The following is a 23,111-nucleotide window of genomic DNA, read 5'->3' on the forward strand; positions in this document are numbered from 1 at the left end:
TCTGAAATCAGGGGTGAAAGGATAGAAATGGTAAGCGAACCACCAAGTCCTAGCTTGAAAGGATAGAAATGGTAAGCGTTTCCCGTTGATTTAGGGGGTTTTCTTAACAGAGGATGTAGTCCGTGAGCATTACACTCAGAAATCACTTACCATTTCTATCCTTTCAAATTCTTACCCTTTACCCACTTTTCACACACTTCGTGGCGAATCACAAGTACTTACGGGCAATGTATTAGCGCTTACTTCCCTACTTAGTCAAATAAACGAAGGTGATTGAGGTGTATCTTATGATTCCAAGCAGAAGAGCACGCTTACCATTTCTATCCTTTCGACTTACAAAATCTATCCTTTCGACTTTAAGAATTATAAGTAGTGTCTTTACACAGCTACCTTCAATTAGCTTATCACGAGTGAGGAATTTCCGTACGCCGGAGCCGCCATCGCGGGTGTGGCGGGCCCCGTACCGGAGCGCCTGCGCCAGTTGGTGTTTCTGGCCGCGGCACTGGTGGAAATTGGTCAGAGCCTGCTCGATATGCACCCAAAGAAAATACGGGCGGATTTTGCCGCTGCGGCCGCCCCGACCCATGGATTGAGTTTGCCCATCCGACCGACTGCTAGCTTCAGTGTAACTGATCCAGCCATGGGCCGCTGGGCCGATGTTCGTTTGACTCACGAGCCCTACCTCTGCTTTACCCAACCGATCGCACTACAACACCCCTATGGCAATGGCTTACCCATGAGCTATATTGCTTGTACCCAGCCCGAGCTATCGGTGCTCGAAGTGTTTGCCGAACGCACCCGCCACAACCCGAAGTGGACCTACTAAGAGCTGACTACCGGCCATGATGCTATGCTTAGTCAGCCCACCGAAACCGCAGCCCTGCTGCACCGAATCAGTCAACACTAACTTAAACAGGCTGTCCTACTCTGGGCAGCCTGCATCGGATCACCGGTATACACCCTATGCAACACCTCCCCTGCTCTGCTCTATCCTGAATCAAAAGACATTCGGTAAGCTAAGCTACAGCGAGAAAACTAAGCCGGCCATGCAGCGTGGGTTCGTCTCATCAGTGCTATTATAGAAGTGGGGCGAGCGTAAACGGACAGTGCGTTGCGTTCTGACTTATCTAGTGTAGCATTTCTACCCTTTTCTATATGGTTAATCTTCCTGGTATGTCTTATACATATCATATGCATAAGACATACCAGGAAGATTAACCATATGATATTATAATTTTTGCTAGTCCATGTACCTATGTTTAAACAATGGACGCAAACTCAGGGGTATCCGCCGTTCCTTAGACTACTTCGGTTAACTGAGCACCTACAGGTCGCGGGTCTGTTGCTCCGCAGTGCAGGTCGGTCTCTCTACCGACATCAAGCTTGGCATGCGTAGAGTATCTCATCCCCTATTTGCTGGGAGCCATTAGTACCACCATAAGAAGTACGCCTCTTGACAACAGCTTTAAAAGAGAAGTGCCTGAATGTAGAGGCTGATTTCCCACCGCGAAAAGCAACCAGGTAATTTGGCCTAAACACTACCCATAATAAAGCCATAGGGGGTTCTTCGTATTCCTTGTACATATGATATGTATGAGGAATACGAAGAACCCCCTATGGCTTTGTTCTATCTACTTGTATTCACTTTCCATCGTCGTTCACTTAGCTCAACTGTTCATTGTTGCTCGTTCCTAAGGTTAAAATGACCTTCACAGTTATCATGAGACATACGTTGCTGCTTATAACAGTTGTACTTGCGAAGAAAGCAGGACTCTCGCCTAAAGAGTATCCGCAATAAAATCTTCTTGATATTCCTTATGCATATGGTATGCATAAGGAATATCAAGAAGATTTTATTGCGGATACTCTTTAGGAATACTATGTTTGCTATCTGTATAAAGCATAGATGGAATAAGATGCAGATTCTGACGATGGCAAATAGAAAGGGAGGGACTGGGAAATCCACTTCCGTGTGGGCAATTGGGCAGTGCTTGGCCCACGCTGGCCATCGCGTCTTGCTAGTGGATGCGGATGCACAGCGCAACTTGACTCGCTGCCTACCAATAGTAGGGGCTGACAAGCACTTAACCAGTGTTGTCAATGGGACTGCGTCATTAGTAGACGTCATGCAGGCAGTAGGAGAGAAGCTGTGGCTGGTCGCGGCTACAGATTCCTTAGTAGCCGCCGAGAAGGTGCTAGGGGCTGACATGGCATATCCAATGCTATTTAAAAATTCCCTTGAGGGCCTGGAGAACTTATTCGATTATGTACTGATTGATACCCCTCCTTCACCTAACTCGCCGCTGTCTGTAGCCGCCCTTACAGCTTCCTCCAAAGTGTTCGTTCCCACCCAACCAGAACTGTTCAGCTTCGAGGGAGTACAAAGCTTGTTGGAGTTGGTTGCCAAAATCAAGAAGAATTACAACCCTGGACTCACAGTGGGCGGAATCTTTCTTACCAAGTATTCCCCCACCTATCGCCGCAATCTTCATCATGGATTCGTAGCCATGATGAAAGAGCACCCGGAATTAGGACCTCTGGTGATGGAAACTACCATTCGCGATAATGTAGCAATTGCTGAGGCCCAGGTCCAACGGCAGTCGCTTTACCAAACAGCACCGCAAAGCAATGCCTTGGTTGATTACGAAACATTAACCAAGGAAATACTGGCTGCATAAGCTGTATTGTATGTATAATGCATAACATCTGTTTCATATGGCTGCCAAACCTAAACTCAATCTCAACGCATTAGTGGCTGCCCCAACCAGCCCGGATGAGTTGTTATTAGCTCCATCCTCAACGGGTAATGCAATTCAAGTTGAGCCAACGCACGCGGAATCACCTCCCCCAAAGATTCGATTCACCAATACTATTCCCGCTGACTTATTCCAGCAGCTGCACCAACTCTCGTTCTGGAGTAGGGAGGATATGAGCGCTATTCTGGAAGCAGCATTAACAAGCTACTTTGCCGAAAGACCAGATTCTCAGAAGGAACTCCCGCACAAGGAAAAGGTGAAAAGAAAGTTGCTGTAGGATAAAGATTAAGTATGTATGTTATCGCTATATCATACGGTAAAAATTAACCTTGGAAGCCCAGCGGGCCGCCGTGCACGCCTTCGCTCCCCAGCCCGGCCAACTATTGACCGAGTTTGTGGAAGTGGAGAGTGGCCGGAAAAACCAGCGGCTCTCAACTGCTAGCCGCCATTGCGGCCGTGCGCCAACACAATGCCACCTTGCTGATTGCCAAACTGGATCGGCTCAGTCGCAATGCCGGCTTCATCCTGGCGCTACGCGATAGTGGGGTGGACTTCGTCTGCTGTGACATGCCGGATGCCAATACCCTTACCGTTGGGATCTTCACCCTCGTCGCGCAGCACGAACGGGAGACCATCAGTAAGCGCACTAAAGACGCTTTGGCCGCCAAGAAGGCCAGGGGAGCGGTGTTGGGGCAGCCTCAGAATTTGACGCGGGCCGCGATTGCCAAGAGTTTGCAGGTGCGTAAGATCAACGCGGTCGAGAATCCGCAGAACCGGCAGGCCATGCGACTGGCCGAATCGTTGCATAAGCAAGGCCTTTCTTTACAGCAGATTGCCACGGAACTCAATGAAGCTGGTTTCCGCACCCGCCGTGGCCAGGCCTTCTTCAAGATGTCGGTGCAACGGCTATTGTGCCGCGTTACTACCAAAAAGGAGTAATCAACCTGCGCTGGAGTGGTTGGTCGAAAGCGAGATCCTTGCTCGTTACTAAAGAGCATTGTAAGGGCAAAAAACCGGGTTTCAACATACGAGATACTGTGTTGAAATTTAGTGTAATTATATGAAAATCAGGCATTTGTTAAATAATCATTGTTTGAAGTATTTCTTGCCTTTATAAAGCTGTATTGCTCAGTAGGAAGCGTTTTAAGCAGGAGAAGGTTCTACTCATTTTTTCACTCCTGGACACACTCATTCATCAGATGGTAAGGCACAGGCAACCTTCCCTCGTAGCAGTGCTTCTCTCGACCTAATCTACAGATTTATTTCCTACCTAAATAGAGATGGAGGGTTATGGCTCAGGACCAAGTTTCACTACTCTTACCCAATTGAAACCAGTTAGAACGCATAGCAAATAAGCTATCGTTACGAGGGGCGTGTAATCATCACGGTTTTCCCTTGCTGGTAGGCTAAATCAAATGGTTGATTTTTTTTCCAAAGCGCATAACACAACAAAAGCAATTTGCGCATTACGGCGATAAGCGGCATTTTACCGTTCAATTTTCGGGCTTTCAGGCCTTCAAAAAAAGCTTTTAGTTGAGGATTCCAGCGTTTACTAGTTAGCGCCGGCATATACAATGCTTTGCGCAGACGCGGATTGCCGCGCTTCGAAATGCTGGTTGGTTTGGCCATTTTTCCGCTTTTCCGTTGGACCACATCTAGTCCGGAATAGGAGGCTAATTGGCGTTCATTCTCTATAAGGGCAAACCCGTTCGTTTCACTCACCACTGCAACCGCTGTTGCCAGCCCGACTCCGGGAATGCTCGTTAGCAAGTCCATCTTAGCCTTTAGCTCGCCGTCACCAGCCACTAATTGAGTTAATTCCTGGTTTATAGCTAGGATATGTTGATCCAAGAATTGTAGTTGTTCCTTAAGCCGAGTTATCGTGCACAAATTTGGCTTATAGCTGTGTTCGTAGGCATGCAATCGGTTTTGAAGCCGCGTGCTGTCTTGCTTGAGTGCATCAAGTTCGCGGTATAACCCGCGCATCGCACGCATGGTAACTGTAGCCGCGGTCCACACCGGCAGATTCCGCTCCAACCCCATCCGACTTAGTAGTTCAGCATCTTCTGGATCGGTTTTACTCTTTTTCTCTGTGCTCTGAGCAAAATGCTTGACCTTGTAAGCTAATAGTACGCTTACCTGGTAGTGCTGATCAGTCAGGAAATAAGTCAACTCTTCGTAGTATACCCCAGTCGCTTCAAGCACAAACTGAACTGGTGCATCGGTGACCTGCTTTTTCTTCACCCAACTCAAGAAAGAAACAAAGCCGGCGGGAGTATTATCAAACTTGGCATTCTCAGAAAACCACGTCCTTAGATCAGCATCCAGAGTACCAAACCTGACAACAAATTGGTCTTTAGCAACGTCAATCCCAACAGCATATTTAAAAGGTTTAGGGGAAGAATTGGGCATAAGTTTAGGCTAAAAATGGTGGACTGGATATCACTAAGCTAGATTTCGCTGCAACTATACTCGCAAATTCGAGATGCTATCGCTCTCTATATACTGTTCAGCTTCATAGCGAAAATAAGAGCAGGGCACTGTTTCTGGACCTCAAGGTCACTGTGTAGTGCCTTTAGTACCGGCCGGTGTCCCTGCTCCCTGTTTTAGCGACTATCTCACTATACTTTACATCATACTAAATGGTTGTATTTTTGCACTTTGAAACTAAAGTTAGCTGCGTCGCTTTTGAGCTATAATGGCTTATTAAATATAACATAAACTAGTTTTTTAATTACATAAACGTTTATTAGTTACGTGAAATAGAAATTGGTATTGTATCTATATACGCACACGATCAGGCAATTAAAACATTGTATGCACAATTCATAACCGGGGTATACGACAACTAGTCTTATTGCATACGCCTTATATGACATCACCGATTCATGAACGTTTTACAACCTTGCTTGATGTTCTTAATCTAAGATAACTGGCTCTTTCTATAGCGTCCACTTCGGTTAAAGCGTGACACCGTAGAGGCCTACGCAAGGACGTTATTAGATTACTTATCCTTCTGCCAGGACTCTTCCATCGAGCAAGCAACCGCTACCCGCGAACACATTGCCGCTTACATGCACAATCTCGCCAACCGGTACATGTAGTGAGGTCGCGCGCATTCGCATATATCCTTGACGGATGATGATGTAAACAGCAGTAAGGCATCCAGGCTTCGCGAAGGGCAAACGGTGCTGGTACCCTATTATCCCTTTGCAATGGTTCGGGCCGTTGTCATCGTTTGGCTCTTCGCAGGGTCAAGGGCCAATGAAATCAGGCGGTTGTCTGTTGGTTGCATTCGGTGGGAAGAACAAGGGGAACTGGAAGGAGCGGACCCTAAAGGTGCAAACGCTGTCTGCTGGCTAACTGTACCCGTGAATAAAACTTCCAAGGAATTTGTCAAGCCCGTTGACTCACTTGTCGGTCATGCTATTCGAGGATGGGAGAAAATGCGTCCCACAGGTCCGCCTCAGTGGGATACCAAGTCAGGAAAAGACGTACAGTTTCTATTTCGGTGGCGTGGAGAGCTGCAGGGAAGCATTATCTCAATAAGTTTATAATCCCGATGCTCTGCCGAAAAGCAGGCGTCTCAGTAAAAGACGCACTAGGCTCTATTACCAGCCACCGGGCCCGCGCAACGCAACACAACTCTACCATGCCCCGATGGACTCAGCATATACGGGGTAAGCAAATGGCTGGGGCATAAATCCCTCTGTTCCACGCCGAGTTACGTGCTGCTAACACCGACCCGACTGGCTGAGTCATACGTCAAAGCAGGCTATGGCGAGCGCAACAGAAGAATGATGGATGTGTTGTTGGACCAAGATGCATTGCGCAACAAGGCAGTTGCTGTGGGTCATTCGCGGTTACTACACGACCTCGGACCTGGCCTCTGCACCTATGATTTCTATGCCCAGTGCGAAAGCCGCCCGGCTTGTACCCCATATGCCTTTTACCAGCCAAAAGACTCTAGATACGCTCAGATAGTAGAAGCGAAAGGCAATCTGCTACGCCTAAAACAATCCGTCAACCTACCGGCGGCGCAAGTTGAGGCAGTGCAGGTTGGCATTGCCGCTCTTGAGAAGCTTATTAAATATCTGCAGGAGGTTGCAACTCCTTAGGGACCGCCGCCGCGTAAGTTGCTTGGTTGATACCATACGTCACGAAGTGAGTTGCGAATCGGAGGTGCAACTTGACCTTTCTTCGGGGCGAACGTCCTTTTCGTGCGGTACTCCGGCCTTGGCTAAAAGGTTGGTACAATGACGCCGGTCTACCCCGCTCGCGAAGCCGCCCCGGCCCTACGACAGTTCGGGGTAGAGGACTGATGTCCCACCTAGCGACAGCTAAGCAGTTACTGGAGCGCCCTGCAAGACGTGGTGATTATGCTGGCGTTCGGGCGGCAGCCCGGTTGCCAGCGCCTCGAAAGGGAATCAACCGCATGGGGTCGACTTTCGTTGGATGTCCGTGTTCCCGGAAGTCTGGGTGAAGTACAAACAGCAGGGGCTCCACACTGGATAGGCGGCCTGTAGCAGCACAGCATGCAGAAAGGGCGCCAGCAGTTGGCCTAGCGGAGCAGGAGCAGTGACGCCACTTCGACGGGGGTAAATGAGGCGGCCAACTCCAGCCAGTACGTCCTGAAGTGGGGGTTGAATTCGCCGGTTATCCGTTCCGTGTCCTCGTCCAGGCTTAGGCTGGTGAATAAGACAGTGTAGTCGCTGCAGCGATGGCCCTGCCGGAGTGTCTCGTATTTGAGGGGCTGCGTGAGCCGCGTTTGGGCAGCCTCTAATGCGGCGTACCGCTGCCGGCCCGTGTTGCCGCCCGGCAAGGTGTCCTTCGAAAGGACGTCGTCAAAAGCCAAATCGAAGGTAAGCTGCGGTGCCTGTTGGCGCAGGCAGCCCAGGGCCTGCGCCAACAGGCAGGCTTCTACCGATGTAAGAACCAGACGGGACGGGCCGATCAGCCTGCTAATAAAATCATCTTCCGTCATGGTGGGTATGCTGGCTACGATGGAGGAACAAGAAAAGGGTTCGTTGCGTGAGTCCGTACGCTGGGGGCTAACCTTACCCCGCGGAAGAACCCGGGCTGGTTGGCCAGCTGGCCCGGCTCGTCCAAGGGAGGAGATAAAAGAGATGGCCTGGAGAGAGGGCGTTGATCATTAGCCGGTGCGTGCTGGAAAACGCTGCTAGGCGAGCAAGGCTGTAGGCTAACGCGCCGGGACCATCGGGGCAGCAGATGACACACTGGCAGGAAGGACTTTACTCGGTCGGGACTGACAGGCTCCGCATTGATCGCTGTCGGGAACCTCCTGCAGGCCTGGGTCATAGCTCAGGTAGGAAACGGCATCGCCACAGCGGGGCAGGGACTCCCCCGCTTCGTCGTAGTGATAGGGCACGGTGTAGAGCGACGCCGAGCGCCATCCGGCCGACTGGGCCTCTACCGGAGGCAATAGCCGCTGGAAGGCGCGCAGGTCCGCTTCGCTCAGCACCAGCCGCCGGGGAGGCAGCAAGTGCTTCAGGGCGTGCAGGACTCCCTGCTGGACCTGCGTCAGCAGCGGGCGCAGAGCAGCGGGAGGAAGCGACTGGCCCGCGTCCAGGGTGGCCATGACCGGCAACAGGATCCGGTGCAGGTTGGCCAGCGGCTCCCTGGCCTGGAGCAGTTTCTCGTTTTCAAAGATGTCGCGAAACCCTCGTACGGGAATAGCCGCGTTATCAGGGGTCAGCACCCAGGCTAAGTTAAAGCCCATGCCCTGGTAAAAGTGTAGCACTGCCGTCAGGACTTGAGTGCTCTCACGGCCCGTGCGTTCCAACCGGGTGTAAGCAGCGAGCGAGACCCCGGCCTTATGGGCCAGCAGGGAACGGGGCCAATCGTTGGGTACCAGGGACTCCGCCGCCAGCATCGCCCGGAGTTGGAAGAGCCGTTCGCCAATAGGTACTGAGTTCATAAGCTGAAGAAGGAAAACGCGAAACTGTAAAACCGTACGGTCCCCTACTAGGGCGTGCTTCCTTCATCATCTGCCTGCAGTTGCGCGCGCTGTTTTGCCTGCTGTACACTTCCAGCCCGTCCTGCACCGGAGACGTCAGCTTGTCGGAGGACATCACCCGCATTCGTTCCCCTTCCCAGTCGGGGTCCTCGTTACAACGGCAGGAGTGGGGATGCCAGCAAGGAGCAGGATAAAGGGAGGACACTAAATGCGTGTCGACGCGGGGGGACGAGGGCCGAGTAGGCCATCCGCCTCCTCCGCCGGCTCCAGTTGCGTGCGCGGTCTTACGCCGGGTCCGTGCTGGCCCGCTGCGGGTTGTTTCTTGTCTCCCGCAGCACGCGCTCGACGACGGCGTTCCCGGTTGCCAGCTGCTCCAGCAACGCCATCAACCGGGAGTGACCGGCCAGGGGGCCGGCTGCCAGTTCGGGGAGCAGATTACGGGCCACCTGCTGGAGGTGGTCCAGGAGTTCGGCCAGGTAGCACGCGTCGCCGCAATAGATCGGAGGGTCGAGTTCGGGCACCCGCGGCGAGTGGGCCAGGTGCTGGGTCAGGCGGGCCAGGTCTACGTAGTCGAGGTCGATGCCCGCACGGCTTTCCCACAGGTCGGGCTGAAACTGGTGATAGGCCTCCGACAGCTCGGTCACGGACAGGGTGGGAAAGTGGTTGTGGAGGTGCTGCTCCACCCAGCGCACGGCCTGGGCGTGTTGGCCGGGCGTGGCCCGGTGGTAGGGAATGGCGCGCAGGTCAAGGCGGTTAGCGGGAGCGGGTTGCATACGGACGAAATAAAGCAAGCATGAGGTACTGGGAGGAGGCGTCGTGAGGTAAATGCGAGGGCGGGGGGGCTAGGGAACAGAAGCGGCCCGAAGCGGTGCCGGGCTTGTCTTCTCCTAATAGACCGGCTACCCGCTAGGTAGGTGTACCAGCGCCAGCTGGGGTTACCCAGCGGGGCTAGATAGGTGGGGCTTCTGCCCCTTGCTCCACTGGCCTGGTGTCTGCTAGGCTCATGGGGCATGCTCCTTTTTAAGCTGGTCGGCCTGTGCCTGTGCCTGTGCCTGTGCCTGCTGGCGTGCGAAGGCCTTGCTTTGTACCAGCAGCGTATTCACGGGGCTCGGCCCCTGCTTATCCAACGCCGTCCAAGCCTCCGCACGGCGGCCGGCCCAGCGAAAGCCATTAGTCGTCGGTGCGCCAGGACCGTACAGGTATTCGGCCTGCTGCTGCAGGGCGTGGCTCATTCTGCCTCGGCCACTGGCCGAAAAGGAGACAAATTTGCCGGCTGCGAACGTGTAGAGGGTATAAAAATCGTGGGAATGCTCTTTGGTGCACTGGCCGAACCAGCCGGTCTCCCCTTGGTGAACATAGTAGTAGGACCGAGCCCCCAACCCATTCGTGCTGAGCAGCACGAGGCCGGGGAAGGCGCTAAGGGGTTCGCCAAAGTGGTGACCCGGGATGCCGTTGAGGGAGTCCACCCGAGGGGCCCGGGTAGTCGCCGTTACTTCAGTTGGCGCCGGTTGATTCCCATCCCCCATGTTGGTTGGGGAGCCGGAGTCGGTACAACCACCCAGCAATACGGTGGCGAAAAACAACACCAAGGTATTGGAAGAAAGAGTAGGCATTGAGAAGAAAGTAGCTATTGAAATAAGGGGATGTGAACAGCTCAATTAACCTCTACACTAAGTTTTTAATCAAAGCCAAGAATATACCCGCGACAGGGCTATTGCTGACCAGCCAAATATAAGCCACACAACAATAATAATGACAAATATGTCATTGTGAGCTGCGGGGATGGGCCGGACTTTGGCGCCAGATGTCAATCCCCCTCTCTGATACGCTTCCGCTGGAAATCGTGCACCGATTGCAGCGCCTGCGCCAAGCGCGGGGGCACACGTTACAGGAGGTGTATGATGCCACAGGCATTCACGTCGCCCGACTGGAAGCCAGCAAGGCCAACATGCGGGTGGCCACTCTGGCGGTGCTGTGCCAGTACTACGAAATTTCCCTGGAGGAATTCTTCCAGGGTCTCTAGTTACCAAGGTGAGGTAGGCTGCTTATCCCAACCACTCCATAACTCAGCCTAGAGTCACAGTCAGTGCGGTTTGGTTTGGCTTGGCTAGACCAGTTCGCTGGGAATGCCTGCCACCTGATTAATTTCTGGGGCCCACCGCTCCAGGCAGTGATGGGGCCATGCCAAGCAGGGGTAGAATACATCCAGCAAGGGCGGTGCCTTTACCGGAATTCGGTCATCTTGCACCATGCGCTTACCCTATCCCAGCCTGTTGAGGCCCACTACTACAGAAGCCTTCACGAGCGCGGAGCGAGTGCTGACTGTTCCCAAGGTTGAATTGCAATTGCGGCGGTGGGGTGGTGCGCCCATCAGCCACACGTTCGGCAACAAACCGCTGATTGACTTCGGGGGCCGGCCGGTGTTTGCCGAGCTTTGCGTGTACGAACTGGCCCGCCTATCCGGGTGGCAGGCCCGGTGGGTGGAAACCTACGGGGCCGGGGCCATGACACCTCACCACTTTACGACCTAGGCCGATGCCGGCCTAGCCGGCCAGCAGCACAACCCTATCCCTGAGCTGGCGATTCAGGACCTGCTGCACCAGATTGCCCGAGCCAATAGCAACAGCTACGCGGGGTGTTGGGATGTGGTCTGCTGGAACGGCGAGGCGGTGGTGTTCGCCGAACTCAAACGCCATAAAAAAGACCGAATCCGTCCTACGCAGCCGCGTTGGCTGGAGGCAGCCTTGCGGGTGGGCCTGGAGCCGAAGAACTTCCTGCTAGTCGAGTGGGACTTGGCCAGCGAGTAAGGGGCTCCGTGCTGCCTCACTGGTAGATTGGTAATCCTGCCATGTCGCACTTTCTGGCACGTAGCTTTTTACAAGCCGGCGTTTGTAAAATGATACAAGCTCGACATTAGGGGAGAACTTGGCATTTTAAGAGCACCATAGCTGTTGCAGAACTCCCCGGTGAATGCTTCAGTCATACGTATGTGAGAGGCCGTCCTAAAAAGCACTTGGAACAGCGTATCGCTTGGCCAAAGCCTACGACTAAGGGGTTCGAGGCATGAGACAGGGGTAGCACACTAGGTGGAACAAAAATTCCCGCTACGCATATCCGCGGTTTCAGCCGCCGGAAAAGGGTAGCGGTGACTTGGCTAAAATGATCTGGCCAAACGGAAAGCTGAACCAGAAATACGCATCGCAGACGGTCACTAGTTTGCTTATTTCAACAACTGGCTTACCTTTGTGACTGACTAAACAGTCGGTAATCATTTACAACCATTTTATACATGGGAACCAAAGAAGTTGTCGAGCAGTATTTCGCGGCTATGAACGAAGGCCGCGCGGCGGATATGGAAAAATTGAAAGCGCCCCACTCCGCCTACTGGATGAGCGGCGAAGGGTCTTGGCCGTTTGGCGGGGACGTGAGCGGCGAAAAATTCGCCCAGCTTTGGGCCCTCGTCCAACACCGGTTTGTAGAAGGGCCGGCCTTGGTCGTGCAGGCCATTATTGCAGAGGGGCAGCGAGCAGCGGTGCACATCCAGGTGCGGGCCTTGCGCCAGGACGGCCGCGTGTACGACAACCAGGTGGTGATGCTGCTGACGGTGGTGGATGGCCTCATCACGGAGCAACGCGAGTTTCTGGACACCATCCACGTCAACGAGCTGTTTTGCGGACCGCTGGACGAGCAATAGTCTCCGTTGGTCAGACTACCAAGTAGGTGGCTACCTTGTGGTCTACTTCATCCGCTCGCTGCCTACTTCGTACCTAATGCCTGCCAAACCCGATAAAAGAGAAGTGCTGTTGCAAACGGCCCTGCGCTTATTTGTTGAATCGGGATTCAACGACACGCCAACCAGCCGTATCGCCAAGGAAGCGAACATTGCCACGGGGACCCTTTTCTACTTTTTCCCGACCAAAGACCACCTGATTCACGCCTTGTACGCGAAGCTGAAGAGCCAGTCGCAGGAGTACATGCTGCGGGCAATTACAGAAGGGGCCTCCCGGCCGGAAATTATCAAAGCCTACTACGTGGAATCGTTGCACTGGGCGCTAGACCACCAACCGGAGTTTTCGTTTCTGGCACAGTACGTGCATTCGCCCTACGCCCGCCAAGCAGGGGAGGCAAGCGCCGCTCCCCATCCGATCCTGACCCATCTGGAGCAGGCCATCGCGCACCAGGAAATACAGGCGCTGGATACCGCCCTGGTCTACGCCCTGCTCAATAGCCACGTGCTAGGGGTGCATCAGTTTATGCTTTCCAACGCGTTTACGGGCCAGCAGCGGCAGGAAATTATTCAGACGACATTCGAGCTCTTCTGGAAAATGATTAGCCCTTGATTGTCTGGGCAATAGACGGGTAGTGGTGCCCATGCCTAGTCAACACAATAAAAGAAAATGAAGATCATCTTAACGGGCGCCACGGGCATGATGGGAGAAGGCGTGCTGCTGGAATGCCTGCGTCACCCCTTCGTGAACACGGTACTTATAGTCAACCGGAAGCCCGTTCGGTTGACGCATCCGAAGCTACGCGAGTTGGTCGTGCCGGACTTTGGGCAGCTGGCCGCCCATACCGAGGCGCTGAGCGGGTATGATGCCTGCTTTTACTGTGCCGGCACCAGCTCCGTGGGCATGACGGAAGCCGACTACACCCAGGTGACGCTCACCCTGACGCTGGACTTTGCCCGCGTCGTGGCGCGCTGTAACCCGGAGTTGGTGTTCAACTTCGTCTCCGGCGTGTACACCGACAGTTCCGAGAACGGTCGGCTGATGTGGGCCCGGGTGAAAGGAAAAGCCGAAAATGCCCTGTTGCGGTTGCCCCTCAAAGGGGCGTACAATTTTCGCCCGGGCTTCCTGCTGCCCACCCCGGCGCAGCAGAATGTCAAGCGGCTGTTCAAGGTGCTGCAGCTTTTTTATCCTTACCTGTTCCCGAAGGCAACGCTCACGTTTGCGCAGCTCGCACAGGCCATGATCCAGACGGCCACGGCCGGCAGCCCCCAGCATACGCTGGAAATAGCCGATATTAAGCGGTTGGCTGCGCTTGCGAGGGGTTAATGCTCGGCAGGCGTGTGCCCTTCGCGCTACCGGGCAGGACGACCCTGTGCTGCGTGCCTTCAGCGAGGCTTCAATTGTAAGGGGCACGGGGCATACCTCGGCACTTCGCCGGTCAGCAGTTGCACGGCGGCAATGGTCAGGCCCACGAAGCAGACGCCCAAGCCGGCGTACTAGAGAGAACGCAGCCAACTGATGGGATAGCAATACGTCCACTCACCTGATTAGGCTAGACACCCTAATTCATAGAAGAATTGGTGTACACTTTTCAAACGCACGTGGCTGTTGCAGAACTCCTCGACGCGCGCTTCAGTCGTCAGTTTAGCGGGAGGAGGACGCTGGAAAGTGCTTGAAACAGCATGTCGCTTTGCCTAAGCTCACGGCTAACAGGTCTGAGAGACAAAACGCAGACTTCTGCAACAGCCACGCACGTTTACTAATCCATTACAAGCGAGCAAAAGTTACATGCTAAGGAGGAACGTTGTAGGTTCGATTCCTGCGTGAGGACGAAGAAGCCCTGATCTAGTTGGACCAGGGCTTCGGTTCTTAAGAATGCTTGGGGACCAATTTGATTGGTCGGTCCTCGTCGTCGGGCTCTGGCTCTCGGGCCTGGACCTTGCCACTAGTGATCTGGTTGACCACGTGCTGGACCGTTGCATCATAATCGGCCTGATCGTGAAAAATGCCAGCGGTAAATAAGGCGGGATCCACATAGCCGGGAACCCGGGTAGGGACGGGTATGGCCACATGACGTACCGGCGCGCCCTGCGGGCCGCGGGCCGACAGCGTCGGCTCGGGAACGGGAGCAATGCGCTGGCCAGGATGCGGTACCTGAGGCTGACCACCACCGGGATACTCGGACGAGTCGGGACGTTTGCTAGCAGCCATGTTAAGCAGGGATTTCAGTGGAAAATAAGGCCCGATATTCCGGACGGGTACTCTTGTAACAGGTAATGACCACACAACGTGCGGGCCAGCCGTCTAGTTCAGGCACCAAGTGGACGTACGTCTCATAGACGGTGCCTTGGTAGACCGTCAGGCAAACATGCACGTAGGGCTTGCGCACCCCACGACCCGACTTCGCAACAATATACCGCGCCCGTTTGAGAATACGCGAAATCGTCGTGTGATCTACTCCGTGGCCCGGATCAGCGTAATTCTCCAGTACGTGTTGGGCCCACTGGCTGGTCCAATAAATCGAATACGCTTTTCCTTCGTGGGTGATATAACTGTTGAGATACATGTACGGGTGGGAGGCTCAGACGGCAGCAATAGCGGCCCCAAAGGTACGCGCAAGGGATGGGTGCTTCCTACCTGTAAAGCCTATCACCTATTTCCAGTCCGGTAAAGTGGCATTGCTGAAGAGGCGGGTGCGCAGCAGCCCCGACAAGCTGACGGTCCACACTTCCGGCGGGCTTAGGTTATCGTTGACCACGTTGACAAAGATGACCCGGCTGCCATCCGGCGACAGGCGCGGATACAGATCATTCGTACCGAGGGGCTTGCCAGCGATGGTACCAACCGTTGAAATCGACAGGTCCACCAGGCCCGTGCCATCCAAGTTTTGCACGAACAGGTGCGCATTGAGCTGCCGACCCGTGGCATTCTCGAAGCCGTCGACGTCGCGGGTGTAGTAGATCTGCTGCCCGGTGATGCTGAAGCTGGGCGAGTCCAGACGCCCGGGCAGGTTGGCCAGCACCAAGGTGCGGTTGGTCCCATCGGCATTCAGCAGGTATATTTCCGCCTCGTACACGTTCGCCCCGACGGTCTGCACCAGGATCCGGTTGCCCTGGGCGGTCCAGTCACATTCGCGGAAGTGTCGGCCGGCCGGCGCGGTAGCCAGCAACGTCAGGCCCGTACCATCGCGGTTGATGCGGTAGAGCTGGTCATAGTGGGCGTAGATGAGCTGCGCTCCATCCGGCGACCAGCGGTAGCCCAGCCCGGCATTGGCATAGCCTTCCACGGCCAGCATGGTGATGCGCCGGGCATCGCTGCCGTCGCGGTTCATGGTGTATAGCTGGTACTGCCCGGTGGCATTGGAGGTGTAGGCAATCCGGTCCCGGGTGGGACTCAACTGTGGGGATGTCTCCACGAACGGGGACAAAGTCAGCCGCTGGGCGGCCCCGGCCGTATCGGCGGCGTAGATATCGGTGTTGCCGTTGATTTCGCGCACGTACAGGTACCGATTGTCGGGCAGAGGTCGGGTCTGGAAGCTCCACACGCTTCCCCGCACCACCGCTCCGCTCTTATCGCGCACGGTGACCTGCCAGAAGTACACCGTGTTGAATTTAAGATTGGTCACGCGCACCGTGGTGTCGCGGGAATTGGTCAACAATTGCTGCCGGCTGGTCGAGGCACTCTCGTAGAGCAGCACGTCGCTGCGGAGCGAATCGCTTTTGCCGTCCGGATCGCTGAGGCGCCAGCGCAACGTCAGGGCGGTGGCGGCCTGCCCGGTGGCCTGGTCAACCGGACTCGGACTAAAGGGAAGAGTAGGTGGGCGGTTGGTACCCGCTGCGCGCTCCAACACCAGGGTCACGGTAGTCGGCGCACCTTCCGTGACGGTGAGGGCTACTTCCTGCGGGGTGTAGTCGGTCTTCCGGGCGCTGAGGGTATAGCGGCCCGTCGCCAGTTGCGGTAGCGTGAAGCGGCCCTGCGCGTCGGTCAGAAAGGAGGAGGTTGCCGGCGTAGTGGTGATGGTAGCGTTGGCCAGGGGGGTATTGTTTTGACTTTCGACGACGAGGCCTGCCAAGGAACCGTACTGCGCAGGATCAATGGTGGTCTCCTCGCAGCCAGCTAGCAGCTGACTGATGAATAGCACGAGTAACCAGCTAGCTACCGTACGCAGGGAAGTAAACATGCAGAATCAAAGGATAGTCAAATACAAAAAATAGCCGGCCAGGAAGTCACTTGGTGATTATATGGATCACCGGTAGCGCCCAACGGCTACGGGTGGTCAGGTCCCAGCCGTCGTTTCCACCCGAAAGCTACGCAGCAATCTGCCCACTCTCCGTCGGCAGAACCGGCGAAGCAGTGGGCAGAGAGGTAACAAGTTGCAAGCAGTACGATTCAGGGCGCAGTGAGCACTCCAATGGCTGGTTCCGGCTCTTATACAGAGGGGAGATAACCCAAGCCAGGCGGAACCTGAGTAACGCTGGTGGCTATCCAAGGCTCACCCCATCATGGCCGGTAGGTGCTCTGGCCCTGCTGGATGGTCATATTTATGCCCTGGCCCACCATCTTCACCTCGTAGCCCGCGGGGGCCGTGGCGCCGCTTTCCACCTGTCGCAACTGATTGTTGAGGCCTTGCTGAAGCACGGTGTAGCGCCGTTGATCCACCGACAGCTGCTGCTCGACCACGTTGTGGGCGCCTGTTTGGACGATGTCGGAGCGGGTTCCAGTACCGGTAATCGTGCTTACGGCCACGTTGCTGGTGCCCACTTGTGTGATGCTGGTAATGTTGCCAGAACCCACCTGCGTGATGTGCGCGGCATTCAACGAGCCTTGCTGGGTGAGTTGCGTGAGGTTGAGCAAGCTGCCGCCGGTAGGTGCCGGCAGCGCAGGTACACTACGCGTGCCGCTAAGTTGCTCTAGCAATTGCAACTCAACTCCAGCCACTGAGCTAGTGCCCTGCGCGTGCCCGGCATAGGCGCTCAATAGGAATCCACATATGACCAGAACGGTATAGCCTCTTTGTTTCATATCGATAGCCTTGTCCAGTACGCTGCCTGTTTCATCTGCTAAGCCAGCACAAGACTAGCGGTTCTGCCGGATGACCACCGTGTTGTTAGCGCCTGTTTGCGTCGTGGTGCTGCTGTTGCCGTACTGCCCCTGATAGGTGCTGACCGAGTTGTTGTTGCCGCTCTGCTGCTGCCGGGCGTAGTTGTCGCCGCCATACTGCTCAATGAGAGCTGTATGACCACCATTCTGAATCTGGATGGCTTCGTGGCCGGAACCGTACTGTTGGATGGTTACACGGGGGGTGATGCTACCACTACCCGTCTGAGTTTGGGTAGCTAGGTTGCGGTCACCCGTTTGTTCGATCAGCGCCCGGCCGTCACCGGTCTGGGTCTGGCTAGCTGTATTCAGGTTACCCGTTTGGTTGATGGTGGCAAACGTAAACGTGGCAGACTGACTTTGAGAAGCTTGGTTACTCGAACCTGCCTGCTGAATCGTGGCCGTGCTTAGGTAGCTCGTTTGCGTTTGTGTGGTGGTATTATCACTGCCGTTAATAGCAGTCGATGCGGTATTGTCTCCCTGCCCTGCTTGCTCCTGTGTAGATGTATTGCGGTTGCCCATCTGGGTAAGCGTGGCCGAGTTGCTAAATGATGACTGCGACTGGGTCCCTCGATTACTGTTGCCGGACTGCATAGCAGTAGCCGTGGCAATACTACTCTGTTGCGATTGAGTTTGGATAACAGTATTGCTGTTGCCAGTCTGCGCCGCCTGCGCATTCCCTCCTAATCCTCTTTGGATTTGCGTAATCAAATTGTCGCTACCACTTTGACCAGCTGTTGCTCTGGAAGCATCCAGTTGGTCCTGCGTGGCTTGGTTGCGATTGCCTATTTGCGTGATAGCCCCAGTATTTGATCCAAACTTGAGGCTGCCAAACTGTACTTGGCGGGCACTGTTACTACTTCCCGTTTGGCTGATGGTGGCACTATTTGCCCCAGCCTGAGCTTGGCTCGCCGTGTTGGCATTGCCTCCGGCTTGGTAAATCGTAGCAGTTGGGCCCTCGAAGGTTCCGGATTGAGACTGACCAGCCGAGTGGTTGTTGCCTAGCTGGGTAATAGTAGCGCGTGAGGCCACTAAATTAGAGGACTGTTGTTGGCTAGCACTGTTACCTATACCAGTTTGCGAAATAGTAACGATCCCATTTGCACTGTAACCGTTCTGCTGCTGACTTGCTCGGTTACCGGTGCCGTTTTGAGAGGTGGTGTACGTGTTGAGAAAGCTGCTTTCCAGTTGCTGATTAGCTAGATTGTTAGAGCCTACCTGCGTTAGCTCTACCTTGGAGCCAGCACCGACAATGTTGCCAACAGAATTCAAAGATTGGGTAGCCTGGTTGTTATTTCCAGATTGCAATGATGTGACCGTACCGCGCGCACCTGTCAGGCTTTGAGCCACAGTATTTGAATAGCCATTTTGCGTGCTCGTGACTGTATTCGCATTGCCATCTACAGTAGCGCGGGAATTGTTGTAGCTCCCAATCTGCACGATGGATACGGAATTGTCTGTCCCGGAAGTAGTGACTTGTTGCGTGTTATTCTGAGCAGCGGCAGTACCGGCAACCAATAGAGAGGCAGCCAGGAAAGTAGAAGTCTTCATAAATGGAAAGGGATAAGAGAAAAACGATGGCCCCAAGGTACGAGGCCACTCTAATAAAACTCGTGTTTAATAAAACTATATTCGTATTATTTTGCACAATGTGGGGTTAGCCCTTATGCATATGCAGTTCTTATGGTTGTGCAGATCTGCTGCCGAATGGTTAATGCTTAATAATTAGCACGTTGCCTTCTATCGGATTCTAGGTAATAGATAATAGGTGAGGCCTACACGGGCACTCCAATAAAAGTCGTTGTAACGGCCTAGCCGTACCCCATCCAAGGCATCCGACAGCGAGTAGTGATGATCAACCCCAATATTCAGCCCCAACCGTTGCGTGGCTAATACTTCCAGCCCGGCTCCCGCTACAAGGTGCAGTAGAATGGCATTCTGATTAGCACTTGCCGAGCGGAAGGTAGCCCCGCCACCGGCTAGCAGGTAGGGCGTTACCCGCTCGCGCGGAAACAGCCGGTACTGCCCCACGAGTTCGGTATAGGTGAACCGTTCGCGGTACCGCTCGCCTGCGGCCAGTTCCAAGCGACCCAACTGCAGCGCGGCCGACCACCGCCCGGCTGCCGTGCTCTGATAGTGCAGAGCGAGTTGGCCGCCACCCTGTACCCGGGGATTGCGCAAATCGCCGGTATAGCGGACCGCCGCGCCACTCAGGCCAATACCCAGCGTACCCCGCCGGTCCTGCTGGATCCGGCCTAGCACGTCCAGCCGCTGGTTCTCGTCTTTCTCGGCGAAGTACTCGGTAATGCCCGGTCCGGTCCCGTCGGCCGGCGTCTGGGGACTCCAGAGCCCGGCGCGGATGCCTTCGTAGACCAAGGCTTGCACCGACTTCTCCAACGCGTCCTTGACGGCAATTTCCGTCGGCTCATTGTAGGTAAAGCCCGTTTCGGCTTCCAGCAGCCGTTGGAACTTGACGAACTTAAATAGGCTGGCCCCCACCTGCTGCGAGAGGATCGTGCGGGTGGTGTAGACCGTCTTCAGGATCTCGCCGGTGCTGGTGCTGATGGCCCGCAGATACACTGTTACCCGATCCTGACGGTATTGGCCTGAGGCCCCGGCCCCAAAGTAGCGGAGGCCAGCCCCGCCAGTCAATACGTTGGCATCGTAGGAGACAATGCCGCCTTCCAAAATGACGCCGGCAAATAGTAGAGAGGGCAACACCTGTTGCGGCTGTCCCGTCAGTTGGGAATACTCAGCGCGGCTGGAGCGAATGATCTTGCGCTCGTTGAGCAGGTTACTTAAGTTCTCACGCTCAATGACGTTGAACCACTTCGACTCTTCCAGCGCCCGCAGCAAAATGCTGGTAGCGCCCTGTGTAACCGCCGTGGAAAAGCTGGTGCCGTTCTCCGCGGGCTTGTATTGCCCCGTCTGATCCCGGAACTTGTACACGGCCACGACGATGCGTTCTTTCGGCTCCGGCAACTGTCGTAACAGGCGGTTACCCTCGACTTCGGCCCCGAGCCGGGCCCGCTCTTCTCGCAGGGGCTGGTGAAAATAGGCTGCGCAACCACTCAGGCTGGCCAGCAGCAGGGCCGCCGCTAAGCGGCGCCCTATACATTTGATTCCGTTCATCAGGCCCGCGGCTTACAGGCCTGGAATGGTAATGGTAGTTTGGTTACCCGTACTTCTATCCAGGATATTGATGGAGAAGCCCGTGCCACTGGGCACGACGCCAATCTGGTAGGTGCCCACCAAGTAGTTACCCGGCTTGAGCGCATCGGAGCCCGTCCCGAATTGATTGCCGACTAGGCGCTGGGCGAGCTGCCCTAGAATCTGCTGGTTCAGGCTCTGCTGAAACTGTTGCAGTTGGTCCAGTTGCGCGGGCGCTTTTGGGGCGTCGGGATCTTTCGTGGAGTTCTGCGCCTGCGCCGAGCTCAGCAGCCACTGGTAGTTGAAGGTATCGCCTCCAAAAGCTGGATTAATTGGTTTATATACTAGGTCCTGGGCGGCGGCTTGGTGCGAACCTAATAACGCGCCGAATATGATGAACAGGCAGAGTAGTACGCGTGATTTCATAGGAGCAATAGAGGGATAGAAGAACGAGGGGTCAATATACCTCCTTGCCGGGATCATCCGCAGTTTTTTCTAGCTGCTGCTCTACCGTCCGGACATTGATCAAGTAGTCAGTCGCGACGCTCAGGCCATAGGCTACGGCTTCCTCCAGCGCCTCGTAGTTGGGCGACAGGGGCAATTCGATTAGTAGGTTCTCGTTCACTTCCAGCGCAATCAGGGTGCTAGGTGGCCGACCCGGCTTTTCCCGGATCAGCACCGTGAATTCGCCTAGGTTCGGGGGTGGGTCCCACTGGGCGTAGAACAAGGCGTAGAAGTCATGCCCAATCTTAGTCAGGGTCTGGTCGATGAGCAAGCCACTGATTTCCGTTTCCGGCAGACGGCGGAGCGCGGCTTGGGTGGAATCCGGCGCGGTAGCTTTCAGCAGCAGGCGTAAGGCTTCTTCAACCTGCCCAGCGGAAAGTGTGCCAGACTTCGGCGGTTGTTGGGTTGATTTCGGTTCCTGCTTTTTGGCCGGTATTGTCGTGCCTGACCGGGTTTGAGCAGGGGCATATCCGCTACTCAGCAGAACGCACAGACTACTGCTTGCAAACCACCGTAGCAGCTTTTTGGCAAGAAGTACCCCCACCACTTGAATAAGTGGCTGCCAGGGCTTAGTACTCTGCTTCAGTTTCATAAGGTGTATACGCATGCAGACGGCAGAAACTCCAGACTTAGCTGCAATCCTAATATCTTCCGGTAGTAAAAAGGCACTAGGCAAAATAAGCGTTTACAAGCGAACAAGGCATCTGCAACAGAGAAATCAACAGCTGTTTCTACTGTCACTAATTTTATAGGACTTCGCAAAAAGTCCGTTTTACGCACACTTTTCGACGCCCCTCTCACGCCCTCAAAAACACGGTTTTTCGGGGGCGTTTTTCATACCCTTTTTTGGACGGGTATTTTGTAGGTTTAGGGAAGCTAATTTTTATCAAAAGAATATGTCGACGTCGTTTTCTAAACTGCCTGCTTTGATGGTTTGGCGGCCGAGCCCATTAGGGCGCAGTGAGTTCAAATCGTTGAAGGAGCTAGCAGCGTTTCTACAAGTGGATAATCTACGCAAAGAGAATATTGAAGACAGGGACTTCCGAAAGCAGCATCAAATCTCACTTGAATTTGAGGCTCCTGGTCACCAAATACCGCTGTTCGAGTTGGACATAGTTACTCTCGCTAACGGAGAGAGAGCTTATGTTTGGTGCAATGACCAAGGCAAACCAGTCATCACTGATAATAATCAGAGAGAGTATTCATGGCAGGATGTGGACTTTTCAGCTGGGGTAGTAAACTACTATCTCCACAAAGAACTGTTTCGTAGCCTGTTTCCTAAGGCTGGATATTGATGAAAGCAGCCATTTACGCCCGAGTGAGCACCCGCGACAAAGGCCAGGATAACGAGAACCAGCTGCGTGAGCTGCGAGCCTTCGCCGAGCGACTCGGCTATACTATATATAAAGAGTACCTCGATACCGAGTCGGGAGGCAAGGCCGACCGGCCGCAGTTCAAGCACCTCTTTCAGGATGCCCACCAGCGCCACTTCGATGTAGTGCTCTTCTGGGCGCTGGACCGCTTCAGTCGGGAAGGGGTGGTCGAAACGCTTAACCACTTACAAAAGCTATCCTTTGCCGGCGTGCAGTTCAAGAGCTTCACTGAGCAGTACCTCGATAGCACCGGCATGTTCAAGGATGCCATCATCAGCATCCTGGCCACCATTGCCAAGCAGGAGCGAGTGCGGCTGGGGGAGCGAACCAAAGCCGGTTTGGCGAAAACTGTGGCGAAGGGTACCGTGCTCGGCCGGCCGGGTATAAATGATGAACTACTAAGCAAAGTACATTGTCTAAAGGCCACTGGAGCCTCCAATCGGGCCATTGCAGCTTCCTTGAACCTTTCTCCTAGTACTATAGCTAAATACACTGCTTGCACTATCCGTAATTGATACTATATTGA

Annotated in this window: 24 protein-coding genes; 13 read left to right on the plus strand and 11 right to left on the minus strand. The window is 54.5% G+C overall.

The window, feature by feature from the left end:
- The first annotated feature begins 448 nt into the window (after positions 1–448).
- The 4 genes from G536_RS29935 to G536_RS29940 all read left to right on the plus strand — a co-directional run bounded on the left by G536_RS29935 (position 449) and on the right by G536_RS29940 (position 3,695).
- Positions 449–826, plus strand: coding sequence for a hypothetical protein (locus G536_RS29935; RefSeq protein WP_051166808.1), 378 nt, complete (start codon positions 449–451; stop codon positions 824–826).
- A gap of 1,090 nt (positions 827–1,916) precedes the next feature.
- A complete protein-coding gene (locus G536_RS0100750) occupies positions 1,917–2,678 on the plus strand; it encodes a ParA family protein (protein WP_169515019.1) in 762 nt (253 codons plus the stop codon).
- Positions 2,679–2,715: 37 nt separating this feature from the next.
- A complete protein-coding gene (locus G536_RS0100755) occupies positions 2,716–3,033 on the plus strand; it encodes a hypothetical protein (protein ID WP_022821671.1) in 318 nt (105 codons plus the stop codon).
- A gap of 116 nt (positions 3,034–3,149) precedes the next feature.
- Positions 3,150–3,695: a recombinase family protein gene (locus tag G536_RS29940; RefSeq protein ID WP_245575730.1), complete on the plus strand. Its 546-nt coding sequence runs from the start codon at positions 3,150–3,152 to the stop codon at positions 3,693–3,695.
- Positions 3,696–4,118: 423 nt separating this feature from the next.
- Here the strand turns inward: G536_RS29940 and G536_RS0100765 are convergent, their stop codons facing one another.
- On the minus strand, positions 4,119–5,168 hold the full coding sequence (locus G536_RS0100765) for an IS110 family RNA-guided transposase (protein WP_022821672.1): 1,050 nt from the start codon (positions 5,166–5,168) through the stop codon (positions 4,119–4,121).
- A gap of 1,316 nt (positions 5,169–6,484) precedes the next feature.
- On the opposite strand from G536_RS0100765, the gene G536_RS30100 reads away from it, so the two are divergent.
- Positions 6,485–6,874 carry a hypothetical protein gene (locus tag G536_RS30100; protein WP_157530268.1) on the plus strand — a complete coding sequence of 130 codons (390 nt, stop codon included), beginning with the start codon at positions 6,485–6,487 and terminating at the stop codon, positions 6,872–6,874.
- 443 nt (positions 6,875–7,317) lie between these two features.
- Here the strand turns inward: G536_RS30100 and G536_RS0100775 are convergent, their stop codons facing one another.
- The 4 genes from G536_RS0100775 to G536_RS0100795 all read right to left on the minus strand — a co-directional run bounded on the left by G536_RS0100775 (position 7,318) and on the right by G536_RS0100795 (position 10,346).
- Complete coding sequence (locus G536_RS0100775) at positions 7,318–7,740, minus strand: hypothetical protein (RefSeq protein ID WP_022821674.1); 423 nt, start codon at positions 7,738–7,740, stop codon at positions 7,318–7,320.
- 216 nt (positions 7,741–7,956) lie between these two features.
- Positions 7,957–8,694: a hypothetical protein gene (locus tag G536_RS0100785; protein ID WP_022821676.1), complete on the minus strand. Its 738-nt coding sequence runs from the start codon at positions 8,692–8,694 to the stop codon at positions 7,957–7,959.
- A 323-nt stretch (positions 8,695–9,017) separates the two neighbouring features.
- Positions 9,018–9,506 (minus strand): hypothetical protein, encoded by a 489-nt coding sequence (locus tag G536_RS31940; protein WP_022821677.1) that lies wholly within the window; start codon positions 9,504–9,506, stop codon positions 9,018–9,020.
- 228 nt (positions 9,507–9,734) lie between these two features.
- Positions 9,735–10,346 carry a hypothetical protein gene (locus tag G536_RS0100795; RefSeq protein ID WP_022821678.1) on the minus strand — a complete coding sequence of 204 codons (612 nt, stop codon included), beginning with the start codon at positions 10,344–10,346 and terminating at the stop codon, positions 9,735–9,737.
- 191 nt (positions 10,347–10,537) lie between these two features.
- Between G536_RS0100795 and G536_RS0100800 the strand changes: the two genes are divergently transcribed.
- The 6 genes from G536_RS0100800 to G536_RS0100825 all read left to right on the plus strand — a co-directional run bounded on the left by G536_RS0100800 (position 10,538) and on the right by G536_RS0100825 (position 13,787).
- The gene (locus G536_RS0100800; protein ID WP_022821679.1) at positions 10,538–10,756 is read left to right on the plus strand and encodes a helix-turn-helix domain-containing protein; all 219 of its coding nucleotides are present in this window, start codon (positions 10,538–10,540) and stop codon (positions 10,754–10,756) included.
- A gap of 226 nt (positions 10,757–10,982) precedes the next feature.
- Positions 10,983–11,264: a hypothetical protein gene (locus tag G536_RS0100805; protein ID WP_022821680.1), complete on the plus strand. Its 282-nt coding sequence runs from the start codon at positions 10,983–10,985 to the stop codon at positions 11,262–11,264.
- Between the two features lie 114 nt (positions 11,265–11,378).
- Positions 11,379–11,540, plus strand: coding sequence for a hypothetical protein (locus G536_RS31945; protein WP_157530270.1), 162 nt, complete (start codon positions 11,379–11,381; stop codon positions 11,538–11,540).
- 482 nt (positions 11,541–12,022) lie between these two features.
- Entirely contained in the window at positions 12,023–12,427 is a 405-nt protein-coding gene (locus tag G536_RS30105) for a nuclear transport factor 2 family protein (protein ID WP_022821682.1), read from the plus strand.
- 76 nt (positions 12,428–12,503) lie between these two features.
- Complete coding sequence (locus G536_RS30110; protein ID WP_169515020.1) at positions 12,504–13,073, plus strand: TetR/AcrR family transcriptional regulator; 570 nt, start codon at positions 12,504–12,506, stop codon at positions 13,071–13,073.
- A gap of 57 nt (positions 13,074–13,130) precedes the next feature.
- Positions 13,131–13,787 (plus strand): NAD-dependent epimerase/dehydratase family protein, encoded by a 657-nt coding sequence (locus G536_RS0100825; RefSeq protein ID WP_022821684.1) that lies wholly within the window; start codon positions 13,131–13,133, stop codon positions 13,785–13,787.
- 1,327 nt (positions 13,788–15,114) lie between these two features.
- On the opposite strand, the gene G536_RS25620 is transcribed toward G536_RS0100825, so the two are convergent.
- From G536_RS25620 to G536_RS0100865, 6 genes are all read right to left on the minus strand, one after another.
- The gene (locus tag G536_RS25620; protein WP_022821687.1) at positions 15,115–16,641 is read right to left on the minus strand and encodes a carboxypeptidase regulatory-like domain-containing protein; all 1,527 of its coding nucleotides are present in this window, start codon (positions 16,639–16,641) and stop codon (positions 15,115–15,117) included.
- Between the two features lie 320 nt (positions 16,642–16,961).
- Entirely contained in the window at positions 16,962–17,438 is a 477-nt protein-coding gene (locus G536_RS0100845) for a curlin repeat-containing protein (protein WP_022821688.1), read from the minus strand.
- A gap of 99 nt (positions 17,439–17,537) precedes the next feature.
- Positions 17,538–19,109: a beta strand repeat-containing protein gene (locus G536_RS0100850; protein ID WP_033369456.1), complete on the minus strand. Its 1,572-nt coding sequence runs from the start codon at positions 19,107–19,109 to the stop codon at positions 17,538–17,540.
- Between the two features lie 189 nt (positions 19,110–19,298).
- The gene (locus tag G536_RS0100855) at positions 19,299–20,690 is read right to left on the minus strand and encodes a CsgG/HfaB family protein (protein WP_022821690.1); all 1,392 of its coding nucleotides are present in this window, start codon (positions 20,688–20,690) and stop codon (positions 19,299–19,301) included.
- Positions 20,691–20,702: 12 nt separating this feature from the next.
- Positions 20,703–21,134, minus strand: coding sequence for a curli production assembly/transport component CsgF (locus tag G536_RS0100860; protein ID WP_022821691.1), 432 nt, complete (start codon positions 21,132–21,134; stop codon positions 20,703–20,705).
- Between the two features lie 31 nt (positions 21,135–21,165).
- A complete protein-coding gene (locus G536_RS0100865) occupies positions 21,166–21,819 on the minus strand; it encodes a CsgE family curli-type amyloid fiber assembly protein (protein ID WP_084708435.1) in 654 nt (217 codons plus the stop codon).
- A 289-nt stretch (positions 21,820–22,108) separates the two neighbouring features.
- Here G536_RS0100865 and G536_RS0100870 point away from each other — a divergent pair, with 289 nt between their 5' ends.
- Positions 22,109–22,507, plus strand: coding sequence for a hypothetical protein (locus G536_RS0100870; protein ID WP_157530272.1), 399 nt, complete (start codon positions 22,109–22,111; stop codon positions 22,505–22,507).
- On the plus strand, positions 22,507–23,100 hold the full coding sequence (locus tag G536_RS0100875; RefSeq protein WP_022821694.1) for a recombinase family protein: 594 nt from the start codon (positions 22,507–22,509) through the stop codon (positions 23,098–23,100). The genes G536_RS0100870 and G536_RS0100875 overlap by 1 nt, the downstream gene beginning before the upstream one ends.
- Positions 23,101–23,111: the final 11 nt, after the last annotated feature.

Source organism: Hymenobacter norwichensis DSM 15439 (genome assembly GCF_000420705.1).
GTDB classification, from domain to species: Bacteria; Bacteroidota; Bacteroidia; order Cytophagales; family Hymenobacteraceae; genus Hymenobacter; species Hymenobacter norwichensis.